The organism is Ruegeria sp. C5, from assembly GCF_056537605.1.
In genome coordinates, this window is sequence record NZ_JBQFRX010000001.1 from 1,355,966 (window position 1) to 1,370,534 (window position 14,569).

11 protein-coding genes are annotated in these 14,569 nt (G+C 59.5%); 6 read left to right on the top strand and 5 right to left on the bottom strand.

The genetic code is table 11. The features are described 5' to 3' along the window. Positions 1 to 39: 39 nt before the first annotated feature. Positions 40 to 609: a GcrA family cell cycle regulator gene (locus tag ACR0AW_RS06915; protein WP_170397240.1), complete on the top strand. Its 570-nt coding sequence runs from the start codon at positions 40 to 42 to the stop codon at positions 607 to 609. 214 nt (positions 610 to 823) lie between these two features. On the opposite strand, the gene ACR0AW_RS06920 is transcribed toward ACR0AW_RS06915, so the two are convergent. From ACR0AW_RS06920 to ACR0AW_RS06930, 3 genes are all read right to left on the bottom strand, one after another. Then, positions 824 to 1,723 (bottom strand): hypothetical protein, encoded by a 900-nt coding sequence (locus ACR0AW_RS06920; RefSeq protein ID WP_170733239.1) that lies wholly within the window; start codon positions 1,721 to 1,723, stop codon positions 824 to 826. A 175-nt stretch (positions 1,724 to 1,898) separates the two neighbouring features. Further along, entirely contained in the window at positions 1,899 to 2,975 is a 1,077-nt protein-coding gene (locus ACR0AW_RS06925) for a T6SS phospholipase effector Tle1-like catalytic domain-containing protein (RefSeq protein ID WP_170733240.1), read from the bottom strand. Next, entirely contained in the window at positions 2,953 to 5,244 is a 2,292-nt protein-coding gene (locus ACR0AW_RS06930) for a xanthine dehydrogenase family protein molybdopterin-binding subunit (protein ID WP_170733241.1), read from the bottom strand. Before ACR0AW_RS06930 ends, ACR0AW_RS06925 begins: the two co-directional genes overlap by 23 nt. A gap of 177 nt (positions 5,245 to 5,421) precedes the next feature. Between ACR0AW_RS06930 and ACR0AW_RS06935 the strand changes: the two genes are divergently transcribed. The 4 genes from ACR0AW_RS06935 to ACR0AW_RS06950 all read left to right on the top strand — a co-directional run bounded on the left by ACR0AW_RS06935 (position 5,422) and on the right by ACR0AW_RS06950 (position 11,255). Continuing rightward, positions 5,422 to 6,321 (top strand): phytanoyl-CoA dioxygenase family protein, encoded by a 900-nt coding sequence (locus tag ACR0AW_RS06935; protein ID WP_170733242.1) that lies wholly within the window; start codon positions 5,422 to 5,424, stop codon positions 6,319 to 6,321. A gap of 93 nt (positions 6,322 to 6,414) precedes the next feature. Beyond that, positions 6,415 to 9,576 carry a valine--tRNA ligase gene (locus ACR0AW_RS06940; RefSeq protein ID WP_170733243.1) on the top strand — a complete coding sequence of 1,054 codons (3,162 nt, stop codon included), beginning with the start codon at positions 6,415 to 6,417 and terminating at the stop codon, positions 9,574 to 9,576. A gap of 146 nt (positions 9,577 to 9,722) precedes the next feature. Continuing rightward, positions 9,723 to 10,883: a benzoate/H(+) symporter BenE family transporter gene (locus ACR0AW_RS06945; RefSeq protein ID WP_170424251.1), complete on the top strand. Its 1,161-nt coding sequence runs from the start codon at positions 9,723 to 9,725 to the stop codon at positions 10,881 to 10,883. Positions 10,884 to 10,922: 39 nt separating this feature from the next. Further along, positions 10,923 to 11,255 carry a DnaJ family domain-containing protein gene (locus ACR0AW_RS06950; protein ID WP_170511344.1) on the top strand — a complete coding sequence of 111 codons (333 nt, stop codon included), beginning with the start codon at positions 10,923 to 10,925 and terminating at the stop codon, positions 11,253 to 11,255. Here the strand turns inward: ACR0AW_RS06950 and ACR0AW_RS06955 are convergent, their stop codons facing one another. Next, a complete protein-coding gene (locus ACR0AW_RS06955; protein ID WP_170733244.1) occupies positions 11,256 to 12,038 on the bottom strand; it encodes a crotonase/enoyl-CoA hydratase family protein in 783 nt (260 codons plus the stop codon). Positions 12,039 to 12,187: 149 nt separating this feature from the next. Between ACR0AW_RS06955 and ACR0AW_RS06960 the strand changes: the two genes are divergently transcribed. Continuing rightward, positions 12,188 to 13,297, top strand: coding sequence for a pyridoxal phosphate-dependent aminotransferase (locus ACR0AW_RS06960; protein WP_170733245.1), 1,110 nt, complete (start codon positions 12,188 to 12,190; stop codon positions 13,295 to 13,297). A gap of 81 nt (positions 13,298 to 13,378) precedes the next feature. Here ACR0AW_RS06960 and ACR0AW_RS06965 read toward each other — a convergent pair whose 3' ends face one another. Continuing rightward, entirely contained in the window at positions 13,379 to 14,569 is a 1,191-nt protein-coding gene (locus ACR0AW_RS06965) for an aminotransferase class V-fold PLP-dependent enzyme (RefSeq protein ID WP_170733246.1), read from the bottom strand.

The following is a 14,569-nucleotide window of genomic DNA, read 5'->3' on the forward strand; positions in this document are numbered from 1 at the left end:
CCGAATCCGGGGCCGCTTTCCGCTTTTGAAAGGCAAATGATGTCCTGGACTGACGAGCGTGTAGAGCTGCTGAAAAAGATGTGGGGCGAGGGCCAGTCGGCCAGCCAGATCGCCAAGGAACTGGGCGGCGTGACCCGCAATGCGGTGATCGGCAAGGTGCACCGTCTGGGTCTGTCGAATCGCGCCACCGGTGCAAGCCCGGCAAAGGCCGAGCCTAAGGAAAAACCGGCCCCCGCGCCCAAGGCCGAGGCCAAACCGAAACCGACACCCAAGACTGAACCGGCCCGTCCGGTGCCAGCCCCCGAGGCCAAACCGGTCACCCCGGCCCGTCGCCAGATCATACCCGCCGGCCAGCCGCTGCCTCCGCAACCGTCGGCCAATGAGATCAGCCCCGAGGCTTTGGCCAAGGTCAACGAGATTGAAAAGAAGGCCAAGAAGCTGTCTTTGATGGAGCTGACCGAAAAGACCTGCAAATGGCCTGTCGGCGACCCCGCGACCGAGGATTTCTGGTTCTGCGGCCTGCCCGTCGAGGCAGGCAAACCCTATTGCGAAGCGCATGTGGGCGTGGCGTTCCAGCCAATGAGCTCGCGCCGCGACCGTCGGCGGTGATTGGGAACACAAGAACCTAAATCATTACTATAGAACGTGAAAAGGGCGCAGGCGTTTCGCCACGCCTCTTACCGGAAGCGCTGCATAGTCGGGCTCGACACAAGGCGTAACGAGCTCTTGCAAAGAAAACACCCTCGCTGAAAACTGCGAGGGTGTTTTAGACTGGAACGCCGGCTGTGCGGGACAAACCGGCCGATTTATGCGCACAGCGCGTTCAACGTGTATTGACGACAGGCGGATTTTTGCAACGGCCCAGACAGTAGTGAACTCCCTCGGCCGCGCCAGAAGCAAGCTTTTCAGGCACAATTGGTCCCGGGAACATCATGTCGACACAGGCATCTGGATTGGACCTAAAGTAATCCCTAATGCGCCGAGGACCACCCGAGGCTTTCGTATAAGCCGTCCATTCAATAGGGTCCTTGGCTTCTTTCTCGTTGGCTTCCCAGTAATTAACGATTTCGATATTTGCACCATGCGCATATAGTTTGCGGTCAAACCCGTCTGCCATTCCTTTCGAAACTTCGAGGCCGGTGGCCTTCGCCGCATCTGGGAACACGTTGTCCTCGTTGGTTAAGTCCTTTTCATCGACCGTCGCGGAGGTGGCCTCGATATGGAAATATTGGTATCGGACCTTCTCATTGTCGTTCTGAGGATTGGCTATGATTGTACGCATGATCACGCATAGGCGCAAATTGCCATCTTTGTAGTGATAGCCCGGAATATTCGCATGGAGGCATTCATCTAGGATCTGACCCTTTACCTTTACATCCCATTTGTTTTGTGTGTTTCTACCTCCTTGCGCGGTTCGAAGAAGAGCTCTGCCGGTGATACCGGACAAACTATCTTTGAACGCACGGCCGCCAAAAAAAATACTCCCGCGGCGCTTAGCACAATTCGCGATGTTCTCTCTCGCGCCACAGTTCATTACAGTTTTGAATTGCTGATCCGTCAGATCGCGTACCGACACCATTTTGGGATTTCCGGCCCCAAGTCCGCCAACCATGAATTTCTGATCTGGTACATTTTTGAAATCGATTGATCTGGTTGTCTTCGGGGGCTTTACCGTTGGTGTACAAGCGCCTAGGAGAATTGCAGCAGAAATGGTCGCGGTCATGATCGAAAGGAATTTTCGCACCTTTGGCTCCAAATAATTGTATCCAATGTGGCACAATAACATGGAAATGGCGCGCAAACGAAGTTTTTCTTGGAAAGCGCGAATGGCGCAAAAGGGCTCGAACCTGACATTGTAGTGTCGGTGATCTTGGAACCGCTGGTATATGATTAGCCTTTCACTGCGCTGGATGTGACGGCAAATCCGGCATCGGCACCCAGCCGGGCAGCTCATCCGGTGAGACCGAGACATGCAGCTTCTCTGACCGGTCACGTCCCACTTTGCGATGCTTGCGCAGCAGGAAGATCTTTCCCCAGCCGCGCCATGTGCCAACCGAGCGGGCGTGGGGGTCGGTGGGGAAACGGTCGCGCCAACCTTCGGGCAGGGGCAGGCCGTGCAACTCGGCCTTGTCCAGCATCCAGATCAACGAGATGTTGCTGAGGGGGCGGGCCTCTTCGAACCCGTTTAACTGGCCGCCAACATCGCCGTGGGTGCCGCGGAACCAAACCTGCTCGATATGGCCTTTGAAGTCAGGCGTGCATTTCCACAGCACCGGCTCGAACACCTCGCGGGTCTCGTCCAGCGCCATGGCGTGATAGCCGTGGCGGGTGGCCGGGCCAAGCTGGTGGTTGTGGAAGGCATGGCGTTCCTCGGCCCAGCGCCACAGCAGCGGCAGGCGCAGGCCCAGCGCCTTGACCGTGTCCCAGACGCCGACCATCTCGATGGCGACATCCTCGTGACAGAACTCCCGACGAAAGACCGCCGCCGCTTCGCCATTGGCGTTACATTCATAGTGTCGATAGGCCTGTTTGATGTTGCGGACGGTGGCGTGTTCGGCCTTGAGCAACCCGATAGCATCGATCACGCCTGCAAGGCTGCGGACCCCGTATGCGCCGCGTGAATAGCCGATGAAAAAGATCTTATCACCGGGTTTGTAACGCGAAGCCAAATAACCATAGGCCCGCCGAATCTGACGGTTGATACCCCGCCCCATCATCACGTCCATAGTCGACTTCCAGCTTTCCCACTGCACGCCGGATTCGTAGAAAACCGAAACCTGGCTGCCCATCTCGCAGCACAGGCGCAGGGTCTGGCCCGCGTGGGTTTCCCGCCCTGCTTCCAGAGTCGACATGGTGCCGTCAAGAATGATGACATGGCTGACAGGTTCGCGGTGGCGCGTTTCGGCCGAGTGCTCGGACCGCAGAGGCCGTCCGAGCCATCCCAGTACCTTTCTACTCAGCCGCGACAGAACCATGCGTCAACAATTCCCAAACTTTGTGAGGTGTGAAAGGCATATCCGCCTGCCGCACCCCGTGATCCCAGAGCGCATCCTGTACCGCGTTCGCCACTGCGGCCAGTGCGCCCACGGTGCCTGCCTCGCCACAGCCTTTCATCCCCATCGGGTTGGCGGTTGACGGAACCGGCGCCGAGGTAAACTCTATCATGGGTATCTCAGCAGCGCGGGGCAAGGCGTAGTCCATGAACGAAGCCGTGAGCAGTTGCCCCTCGGCATCATGAACAACATGCTCGGTCAGTGCTTGGCCGATACCCTGAACCACGCCGCCATGTACCTGCCCCTCGGCCAGCATCGGGTTGATAAGATTGCCGAAATCATCCACCACCGTGTAGCGGTCGACCCATGTTTCACCAGTGAAAGAATCGATAACGACTTCGGCAACATGTGCACCATTGGGATAGCTGCGTGCATCTAGCGTGGCGCGGGCTTCGTGCTGCAACAGATCGGTGCGCCCGTCTGCGCGCGCCATCTCGGCCGCCTCGGTCAGCGTGGGGGTCAGGTTGGACCCCGGCGCGCGGAAGGTTTCATGGTCGAAGGTCACATCGCTTTCCTCGACCCCCATCTTATCCGCAAGATAGGGCGTGAATGCGGCGATCATCGTATCAACTGTGACCAGTGTCGCGTTGCTTTGGGTCGTTACCGAGCGTGATCCGCCGGTTCCGCCGCCCTGCGCCAGCCTGTCCGTGTCGCCTTGCACAACATTGATCAGGTGCGAAGGAATCCCTGTCTGGTCCGAAAGGAACTGGGCGTAGACGGTCTCGTGCCCTTGCCCATTGGACTGAGTGCCGACATAGAGGTTCACCGTTCTGTCCTCGCAAAACTCGATCTTCGCGCCTTCGGAAGGGTCTCCCAAAATACTTTCGATATAGTAACAAAGCCCCTGACCCCGGATCAGGCCGTTTTCCGCATCCGCCGCCTTGCGGGCCTCGAAGCCCGTAGTCTGTTCGGCGGCGCGGCTGAGGACCATGTTGAACTCACCCACATCATAGGTTTCGCCGGTTGCGGTCTTATAGGGGAAAGCTTCGGGTCGGATGAAATTCTTGCGCCGCAACTCCCACGGATCAATCCCCAACTCACGCGCAGCACGGTCCATGACGCGTTCCAGCACATAGATCGCCTCGGGTCGCCCGGCACCGCGATAGGCGTCGACCTGCGTGGTGTTGGTGAAGAATCCTTCGACCCGCAAGTAGGTGGTCTGAACATCGTAGACACCCATCAAAACCTTACTGAACAGGCTGGTCTGGATCGCCTGCGCGAAATGGCTGTTATAGGCACCAAGGTTGATCTTGCTGTGAACCCGATAGGCGGTGATCTTGTGATCGGCATCAAAGGCAAGTTCCGCCAGCGACGTCAGGTCACGGCCGTGGTGATCTGACAACATCGCTTCGGACCGGTCCGACATCCAGTGCACGGGCTGGCCCAGTTTCATGGCAGCAACAGCAACGGTGAAATATTCGGGGTAAGGCATCGCCTTCATACCAAATCCGCCGCCGACATCTGGCGTAGTAACACGGATCGCCTCGGGGTCCAGTTTCAGCTTTTGTGCCAGTTGCGCTTTCATCCCCCAGACACCCTGCCCGCCATATGAGAAATGCATACGGCCACCCGACCAATCGGCCTGACAGCCACGCGGTTCGATCGAGCTCACGATGACCCGGTTGTCATGCACGTTCAGCGCGACGGTGCGCGCCGCTGCATGAAAGGCGGCATTGGTCGCCTTCTCATCACCCAAGCCCCAGTCAAAGGCGCGGTTGTCGGGGGCTTGTGGATGCAAAGGTTCCCCACCCGCAGCGACATCCGTCTTGACCGGCAGGTCCTCGGTTTCCATCCAGATCAATTCGGCTGCATCGCGGGCCTGTAACAACGAGTCGGCAATGACGACCGCAACGGGTTCTCCGACGAAACGCACGCGGTCCTTGGCCAGCATGTTCCGCTCGGACGCAGCGCCTTGACTGCCGTCGCGGTTGGCGACTGTAGTCGCGTTCATCACCGTATCGATCCCGGCAGCAGTCAGATCTTCCAGCGTCATGACCAAGCGCACCCCATCCGCTGTACGTGCATCTTCAAGGTCCAGCGACGTGATCGTGGCATGCGCCACCGGGCTGCGAAAGAATGCTGCGAACAGCGCATTCTCGGGCACAGAATCGTCCATGTATTGCCCCTGCCCGGTCAGAAACCGCTGGTCCTCGGTTCGTTTGACGGGCTGGCTTTTGCCGAATTTTTCCATGGGATGATCCTCTGGCTGCCTGAATGCGCGACCCTAGCGTGAAGCAGGACCTTGTCCAGTGGCTGAGAAAATTAACTCCGCACGGTCTGAAAGCGACATTCATGTCTGGAAACAGCGTTGCGCGCCGATCTGGGCCGCGCCTAGGCTGAACCTAAATTCAGTCGAGTGGAGGTTTCCATGCCCAAAGAAATCAAGCTGACGAATGGCCGATTGGACAGCCAAAGTGCCAAGGCCTATTGGGATGATGGGTTTATATTTCCGATCCCCGTGTTCTCTGCCGCAGAAGCCGCCGGGTACCGTGCCGAGTTGGAGGATGTCGAGGCCAGCTGGCGCGAGGCTGACCTGCCGCTACCCCTGAACATGTACAAACGCATCAACGCGCATGTGGTGATGCCATTTGCCACTCGCATCGCGTTGGATCCGCGCGTTTTGGACGTTGTCGAAGGTGTTTTGGGCCCAGACCTGCTGCTGTGGTCAGCTGAGCTGTTCATCAAGGAACCGCGTACGACGCAAGTGGTGGGCATGCATCAGGACCTGACATATTGGGGTATGGGTGAAACCTCGGACCAGTTGACCGCCTGGATCGCCCTGTCCCCTGCGACGGTTGAAAGTGGCTGCATGGATTTCGTGAAGGCCAGCCACAAGAACCCGATCCTGCCGCATGATGATACGTTCTCCGACAACAACCTGCTGTCGCGTGGGCAAGAGGTGGCAGTCGATGTCGCGGAGGAAGACAAAACCCATATCGAGTTGCAGCCCGGCCAGATGTCGCTGCACCATGGGCTGACCATTCATGGGTCAGGGCCGAACGTATCTGATGATCGTCGAATTGGCCTGGCTATCCGTTATCTCAACCCCAATGCGCAGCAAAAAGTGGCGGATCGCGACTATGCCATTCTGGCGCGGGGCGAGGACCGGGTGGGGAATTTCATCCATATCCCTGAGCCGACCGAGCTGTTTGCTCCTGAGGCGCTGGACCTGCACGCGCGCATCCGCAGCGATCAGGCCAAGGCGATGGGGCAAGGGGCCAGCGAAAAGCTGGATCTTTATGCGCCCGCCCCATCAAATCCCGGCTGATCATTGCAGGACCGCCGCGCAGACCCTTCCCCTTCCCTTACGCATTCGCTATTGCAGGCGCTGACCCGAGATTGATGACGCAGGACGCACCCCATGGCGATGGAAAAGACATTCAACGCGGCCGAAGCCGAGGCCCGCATCTACAAGGCCTGGGAAGAGGCCGGAGCCTTCAAGGCAGGCGCGAACAAATCGCGCGACGAGAGCTTTACCATCATGATCCCACCGCCGAACGTGACGGGTGCGCTGCATGTGGGCCACGCGTTCAACAACACGCTGCAGGATGTTCTGACCCGCTGGCACCGGATGCGCGGGTTCGACACGCTATGGCAGCCCGGTCAGGACCACGCTGGTATCGCCACGCAGATGCAGGTGGAAAAGATGTTGGCCAACACCCAGCAGCCGGGACGTCGTGAGCTGGGACGTGAGGCGTTTCTGGACAAGGTCTGGGAATGGAAGGGAGAATACGGCGGCACGATCATCGAGCAGCTCAAGCGCCTGGGCTCGTCCTGCGATTGGTCGCGCAACGCCTTCACCATGGCGGGTGCGCCGCGTGACCCGCGCACCGGGCACGAAAATTCTGCGAATTTTCACGACGCGGTGATCAAGGTCTTTGTCGACATGTACGAAAAGGGTCTGATCTATCGCGGCAAGCGGTTGGTCAACTGGGACCCGCATTTCGAGACCGCGATTTCGGACCTTGAGGTCGAGAATATCGAAGTTGCGGGCCATATGTGGCACTTCAAGTATCCGCTGGCGGGCGGTGAGACCTATACCTACGTCGAGAAAGATGAGGACGGGAATATCGTGCTGGAGGAAGAGCGCGACTATATCTCGATCGCCACGACCCGCCCCGAAACCATGCTCGGCGACGGCGCAGTTGCGGTTCACCCATCCGATGAGCGCTATGCGCCCATTGTCGGGAAACTCTGCGAAATCCCGGTTGGGCCGAAAGAGCATCGCCGTCAGATCCCCATCATCACCGATGACTATCCCGATCCCGATTTCGGCTCGGGCGCGGTGAAGATCACCGGCGCGCATGACTTCAATGACAACATGGTTGCCAAGCGCGGCGGCATTCCGATGTACCGCCTGATGGACACCAAGGGTGCGATGCGGGCAGACGGCGCGCCTTACGCCGAAGCGGCCGATTTGGCGCAGGAATATGCGCGGGGCCGCGAGTTCACCGAGAATGAGATCGACGCGATCAACCTGATCCCGGATCACCTGCGCGGGCTCGACCGGTTCGAGGCCCGCGCGAAGGTGGTTGAGGAGATCACTGCAGACGGTCTGGCTGTCATGACTCGCGCGGATGATCAACGTCTGGGTTCGACCGCTTTAAAGCCGGAACACGAAGGCGCGGACAAGCTGGTGCCGCTGGTCGAAAGCAAACCGATCATGCAGCCCTTCGGCGACCGCTCGAAAGTCGTCATCGAGCCGATGTTCACCGACCAATGGTTCGTCGACGCCGCCAAGGTCGTCGGCCCTGCGCTGGACGCGGTCAAGGACGGCACTGTCAAGATCATCCCCGAGTCGGGCGAGAAGACCTATTACCACTGGCTGGAAAACATCGAGCCGTGGTGCATCTCGCGCCAGCTATGGTGGGGGCATCAGATACCGGTTTGGTATGGTCTCGATCTCTCGGCTGAGAATTTCAAGGACGACGAAAACGACGGCGACCTTGATTTGGTCGAATTGGGTCGTTTGCTCAACGAAGGCGGCATGCTGCATCGTGGCAATGTCATGGAATGCGCGGCAAGCCTTGAGGCCGTTACAGAGAAATTCCTCGACGACAATGCCAATATACCCAGCCCGCTGAGCCACGCGACGGTCATCGAAGTTGCCGATAAGCAGGAAGCGATCCATCAGTTCGCCGAAAGCCTTGCTCAATACGCAGTCGAACAAGATCCGACTAAGCTGGTCTACCCGGTTTGGCGCGACCCCGACGTACTCGACACATGGTTCTCTTCCGGCCTCTGGCCTATCGGCACGCTGGGCTGGCCCGAAAAGACCGAAGAGTTAGAGCGCTATTTCCCAACCGATGTGTTGATCACCGGCTTTGACATCCTGTTCTTCTGGGTCGCGCGGATGATGATGATGCAACTGGCGGTGGTGAAAGAAATCCCGTTCCACACCGTGTATCTGCACCAGCTCGTCCGCGACGAGAAGGGCAAGAAGATGTCCAAAACCACCGGCAACGTGATCGACCCGTTGGAGATCGTGGACGAATTCGGTGCTGACGCGCTGCGCTTTACCAATGCCTCAATGGCGGCTATTGGCGGGGTACTGAAACTGTCGCGCGAGCGCATCACAGGTTACCGAAACTTCGGCACCAAACTGTGGAACGCCGTCCGCTTTGCCGAGATGAATGAGGTCTTCACCGACGCTGTCCCGCAACTGGACGTGACTGACCTGAAACCCAAAGCCGCCGTGAACCGCTGGATCATCGGTGAAACCGCCCGTGTGCGGGAAGAGGTCGACGCGGCGCTGGAAAGCTATCGTTTCAACGACGCGGCCAACGGGCTCTACGCCTTTGTCTGGGGCAAGGTCTGCGACTGGTACGTGGAACTCTCTAAACCCTTGCTGCAAGGCGACGACACCGAGGCACAGGCCGAGACCCGCGCCACCATGCGCTGGGTTCTGGATCAGTGCATGGTTCTGCTGCACCCGATCATGCCTTTCATCACCGAAGAGCTGTGGGGCCTGACTGGTAAGCGTGCCAAAATGGTTGTACACGCAGATTGGCCGACCTATGCGGCTGCCGACCTGATCGACGCGGATGCGGATCGAGAAATGAACTGGGTGATCTCGGTGATCGAAAACACCCGCTCGGCCCGCGCACAGATGCGGGTTCCTGCTGGCCTCTACGTGCCGATGCTGGTGACGGAGATTGACGCGCACGGCCAAGCGGCATGGGACCGCAACGAAGCGCTGATCAAACGTCTGGCGCGGATCGACAGCCTGACCAAGGCGGATGAACTGCCCAAGGGCACGATCTCGATTGCCGCCCCCGGTGCCTCCTTTGGCCTGCCACTGGCGGACATCATCGACATTGGTGCGGAAAAGGAACGGCTGGAAAAAGCCAAAGGCAAGTTGGCCAAGGAACTCGGCGGTCTGCGCGGACGCCTGAACAACCCGAAATTCGTGGCATCGGCCCCGGAAGAGGTTGTTGCGGAAGCCAAAGCTAACCTTGCCGCCCGCGAAGAAGAAGAAGCCAAGCTAAACGAAGCTCTCGCCCGTTTGGCTGAAATCGCCTGATCTTTTTCCTGCTGCTGATATATTGAAATCGAACCTCACCACCCAACCGGCGGTGAGGTTTTTCTTTACCCTCAGAGCTTTCCCCTTGTTCACGCCACGCCCCGCTTGTTAGCACTTCGACGACACAACCTGGCGAGGCACTGACGATGCGATCTTTCCCTCCGATGCAGACCGTCTCAACCGGGTTGGTTGTGGCCATTGTCGGGTTCTTCAGCTCGTTTCCCATCGTACTGCAGGGGTTGGGCGCGATGGGAGCTTCATCGCAGGAAGCCGCCTCGGGTCTGATGAGTGCGGCGATTGCCATGGGGCTTGCAGCCATCGTCCTCAGCCTGCGGTACAAAATGCCGATCAGCGTTGCGTGGTCGACTCCGGGGGCCGCTCTGTTAGCCGTCTCGGCCACCCCGGTCGAGGGATTTTCAGGCGCGATTGGTGCGTTCCTGTGCGCCGGAGCATTAACGGTTCTGGCAGGGCTGTGGAAGCCGCTGGGACGATTGGCAGCAGCAATTCCCACAACACTGGCGCAAGCAATGCTGGCAGGCGTGCTCTTGCCACTATGCCTTGTGCCCTTCAAGGCGGCGATCGAGATTCCATGGCAGGCGTTGCCGGTGATCCTGACGTGGTTTGTCGCGGGCCGTTTCAATCGATTGATCGCGGTTCCGGCAGCTGTGGTCGCGGCGGCTATCATTGTGTCGCTGAACGCAGGAGATGCCCAATTGATGCCGGATCGTTTGATCGCGGCTCCGATCTGGACCATGCCATCATTCTCGGTCGCGTCGGCCATCGGGATCGGCGTACCGCTGTTTATCGTCACGATGGCGACACAGAATATCCCCGGCGTCGCGGTGATGCGCAGCTTTGGCTTTGATCCTGTTCCCGGCCGGTTGTTTTCATCCGTCGGTGGCGCAAGCATGCTTTCGGCCCCTTTCGGGGCGCCCGCAACCTGCCTGGCCGCAATCACCGCAGCGATGTGTTCCAACGAGGAAAGCCACCCCGATCCGGCGCAGCGTTATTGGTCGGCAATCATGGGTGGCGTGTTCTACTGCCTCTTCGGTATCTTTGCCGTGGCGATCACCAGTTTTGCCGCCCATGCCGACCCGCTGCTTATGGGCACTCTGGCAGGTGTGGCCCTGATCGGGGTCCTGGCCAATGCCATGCATGCCGCGCTGGACGTCCCTGTCGAGCGCGAAGCGGCTATTTTGACACTGGCCATTACGGCCTCTGGAATAACGGTTTTTGGGTTGGGCGCGGCAGTCTGGGGGCTGTTGGCTGGGGGTATCGCATATCTGGCAACAAACCGAGTGCGCTGAGCCCTTTCATCAGAACCCCTCAGGCGGTAAAATGAGCGCATGTTCGGATCGCTTGGAAAACTGATTGAACGCCAGATCAAAAAGGCGCAGGCCGAAGGCCAACTGCAGGGTCTTGAAGGCGAAGGTGCCCCGTTACCCGACCGCTCGGGCGAGGCACAAGGCGATCCCGCCATTGCTGCGGGTCATCGGATCATGGCGCAGGCCGGAGTTCTGCCCGAGGAGTTCGACATCAAGAAACAGCTCGACGCCGCCCGCAAGGAGTTTGCAGCGCTGACTGACAATCAGGACCGCAGGGCCGCAATGGCAAAGATTGCTGATCTTGAGATGCGATACAACATGGCCCGTGATGCACGGCGCGCATTCATGCGGTGATCATTTGAACTCGGGCTTTCGGCCCTGCATCTGTGCCATGACAACTTCCATTTGATCCGACTTACCGATCAGGTCGACCTGTTCGGTAGATTCGGCCAACAGCACATCAGCACGGTCACGGGTTTCGGCCACATCAATCAACCGTTTGGCGGCGCGGATGGCGGACGGGCTTTTACCCGCGATGTCCTCGGCCAGCGCCAGCGCTTCGGTCAGGGGATCATCCGACAGTTTGGTAACAAGCCCCCAATCTGCCGCCTGTGGCGCACCGATAGGGCGGGCGGTATAGGTCAGCAGGCGCAGCACGTCCGAGCGCACGAGCTCTGGCAGCAGAACCATGCCGCCCATGTCGGGGATAATGCCCCATTTCATCTCCATCACTGCCAGCTTGGCTTCGGGATGCGCGATGCGGATGTCGGCACCCAGCGCGATCTGTAGCCCACCGCCATAGGCGACGCCTTGAATAGCGCAGATCACCGGCACCGGGACGCGCCGCCAGATCAAGGCAAGTTCCTGCATTTCGTTGGCATCTTCGTGGCTGCGGGTCATCAGCCATTCGGTTGGGTCTGTGTGTGCCATGCTGGCAAAGCTGGCCATATCGAGCCCTGCGCAAAAGCTCTTGCCCTCTCCCGATAGCACCACGGCGCGGATATCGGCTGCGGCGACTTCTTGGCCGGCCGAAAGGATCGCCTTGATCATCGCATCGTCCAGCGCGTTCATCTTGTCGCCGCGAGTCAGCGTGACATGGGCGATGTGGTCTTTGTATTCGACTGATACGCGGGACATGGGACCTCCGGGGCGTGATTTGCTGTATAAACATGCCAGCAAGACGCCAGCAGCGCCACAGCGACGTCAGGGCAAACCGCGCATCCGAAGCCTCCTTTGAACTTCTGGCAAGGCTTGCCCCGCCTGATCGGTTGCGCTTATCTGCGGCCATGACTGGTCCTCGTTATACCCCGCTTGCCCTCACGCTGCCCGCGACCGTGCCTTTTGTCGGCCCCGAAACGCAGGAGCGCCAACGTGGCGCGCCCTTCGTGGCCCGGATCGGTGCGAATGAAAGCGTGTTTGGCCCGTCCCCGCGCGCCATCGATGCAATGCAACGGGCCGCAGGCGAGATATGGATGTATGGCGATCCCGAGAATTACGAACTACGCCATGCGCTGGCGGTACATCATGGGGTTGCGCCTGAAAACATCGTGGTTGGCGAAGGCATTGACGGGTTGCTGGGCTATCTGGTGCGCCTGCTGGTTGGTCACGGCGATGCAGTTGTGACTTCGGATGGAGCTTATCCGACTTTCAATTACCACGTGGCCGGGTTTGGTGGGGTATTGCACAAGGTCCCCTACCACGACGATCACGAGGACCCGACGGCGCTGTTCGCCAAAGCGGCGGAGGTAGACGCCAAGTTGGTCTATCTGGCCAACCCGGACAACCCGATGGGAACATGGCATTCAGGTGAGGATATCGTGTCCGCTCTGGAGGCTTTGCCAGAGGGCTGTTTAGTGGTTCTTGACGAGGCATATGTCGAATGCGCGCCCGAAGGGACCGCTGCACCTGTCGCTGCTGATGATTCACGTGTGATCCGGATGCGAACGTTTTCCAAGGTTTATGGCATGGCCGGGGCGCGGGTAGGCTACGCTATCGGCTCGCCCGAGTTGATTGCGAGCTTCAACAAAGTGCGCAACCATTTCGGCATGAACCGAGCCGCGCAGGCAGGGGCGTTGGCCGCGCTAAAAGATGAAGATTGGCTGACGCATGTGCAGCAAAGGATTGCCGGGTCCCGGAACCGCATCGAAGAGATTTCACGGTCGAATGGTCTGGTGCCTTTGCCGTCTGCGACAAACTTTGTCGCGATTGATTGTGGGCGCGATGGGGTGTTTGCCAAGGCCTTGTTGGACACGCTCGTTGAACAAGGCGTGTTCGTGCGGATGCCATTTGCCGCGCCCCAGAACCGGTGCATTCGGGTCAGCTGCGGAGGTGAGGCGGAAATGGCGGCGTTTGAAGCTGCTCTGCCCACGGCCTTGGCAAAAGCCCGAGCCTCGTAAAGGGGGCTGTCTGCCCCCTATCGCGCACATGCGCGATTTCCCCCGAAGGTATTTCGGGCCAGATGAAGAGGCGGATCGGGCTTATCCGGCCAGCGTCGCGGCGGCGGCTTCGAGCGCACCCTGACCACGGGGGATATCGAGCGCAGCCATAGCGGTTTCGACGCCACCCAGCATGGCCATGACCATTTGAGCGTTTACGTGCCCCATGTGGCCAAGGCGGAAGCAGCCGTCCCAATCCTCCATTCCCAGACCGATGCCCAGCGTCAGACCCAGTTGGGTTTCGGTATAGCTGCGCAGCGGCGTGCCGCGCCCCTCGGTCAGGCGGAGGGCAGTGACCGCGTGGCTGCGATGGGCCGGGTCGGCGACGTTGAAATGCAGCGCGCCACCTTGCGCCCAGATTTCACAGGCGGCCCAGATGGCCGTTGCCAGGTGTTCGTGGCGGGCCCAGACCTGTTCGATCCCTTCGCCATGGATCAGGTCGAGCGCGGCGCGCAGGCCATACAGGTGGTGGGTTGGCGCGGTGCCGTTAAAATACTGATAGAACAGATCTGGATTGGCGCGTGGTTGCCAGTCCCAATAATGCGAGACGCGGGGCATTGTGGCGCGCTTGGCTTGCGCCTTGTCGTTGAAGAAGACAAAGCCGGTGCCCGCCGGGGTCATAAGCCCCTTTTGGCAAGCCGTGACAGTGACGTCGACGCCCCAGGCGTCCATCTCAAACCGGTCGCAGCCCATGGATGCGATACAATCGGCCATCAGCAAAGCAGGGTGGCCGAGGTCGTCGAGCAAGGCGCGCAGGGCCGGGATATCGTTGCGGATCGAAGTGGAGGTATCGACGTGGACCGCAAGGACCGCTTTGATCTTGTGGCTGGTATCGTTACGCAGGGCCTCGGCGATGCGGTCAAGATCCCAGGGCGAGGACATTCCGAAATCGATCAGGTCAACCTTGGCGCCGATTCCTTCGGCCATCTCGGCCCAACCGTGGGTGAATCGGCCAGAGGCCGGGGCAAGCACGGTTTCACCGGGTGCAATGACGTTGGAAAGCGCAGCCTCCCATGTACCGTGACCATTAGCGATATAGATGGCGACGTTGTGCTGAGTTCCGGCAACGCGTTTCAGATCTCGGGTGAGCGCGGGCATCATCTCGATCAATTCACCGTCATAGATATTGGGCGACGGACGGTGCATCGCTTGCAGCACCGTATCGGGCATGACCGAAGGGCCGGGGATGGCCAGATACTCGCGCCCATGCGCGAGGGAGGTTTGGTTTGTCAT

What these genes read in the sequence shown, in the direction of transcription:
- ACR0AW_RS06915 (WP_170397240.1), top strand. Translation starts at nt 40, where the DNA reads ATGTCCTGGACTGACGAGCGTGTAGAGCTGCTGAAAAAGATGTGGGGC.
- ACR0AW_RS06920 (WP_170733239.1), bottom strand. Translation starts at nt 1,723, where the DNA reads ATGACCGCGACCATTTCTGCTGCAATTCTCCTAGGCGCTTGTACACCA.
- ACR0AW_RS06925 (WP_170733240.1), bottom strand. Translation starts at nt 2,975, where the DNA reads ATGGTTCTGTCGCGGCTGAGTAGAAAGGTACTGGGATGGCTCGGACGG.
- ACR0AW_RS06930 (WP_170733241.1), bottom strand. Translation starts at nt 5,244, where the DNA reads ATGGAAAAATTCGGCAAAAGCCAGCCCGTCAAACGAACCGAGGACCAG.
- ACR0AW_RS06935 (WP_170733242.1), top strand. Translation starts at nt 5,422, where the DNA reads ATGCCCAAAGAAATCAAGCTGACGAATGGCCGATTGGACAGCCAAAGT.
- ACR0AW_RS06940 (WP_170733243.1), top strand. Translation starts at nt 6,415, where the DNA reads ATGGCGATGGAAAAGACATTCAACGCGGCCGAAGCCGAGGCCCGCATC.
- ACR0AW_RS06945 (WP_170424251.1), top strand. Translation starts at nt 9,723, where the DNA reads ATGCGATCTTTCCCTCCGATGCAGACCGTCTCAACCGGGTTGGTTGTG.
- ACR0AW_RS06950 (WP_170511344.1), top strand. Translation starts at nt 10,923, where the DNA reads ATGTTCGGATCGCTTGGAAAACTGATTGAACGCCAGATCAAAAAGGCG.
- ACR0AW_RS06955 (WP_170733244.1), bottom strand. Translation starts at nt 12,038, where the DNA reads ATGTCCCGCGTATCAGTCGAATACAAAGACCACATCGCCCATGTCACG.
- ACR0AW_RS06960 (WP_170733245.1), top strand. Translation starts at nt 12,188, where the DNA reads ATGACTGGTCCTCGTTATACCCCGCTTGCCCTCACGCTGCCCGCGACC.
- ACR0AW_RS06965 (WP_170733246.1), bottom strand. Translation starts at nt 14,569, where the DNA reads ATGACAAACCAAACCTCCCTCGCGCATGGGCGCGAGTATCTGGCCATC.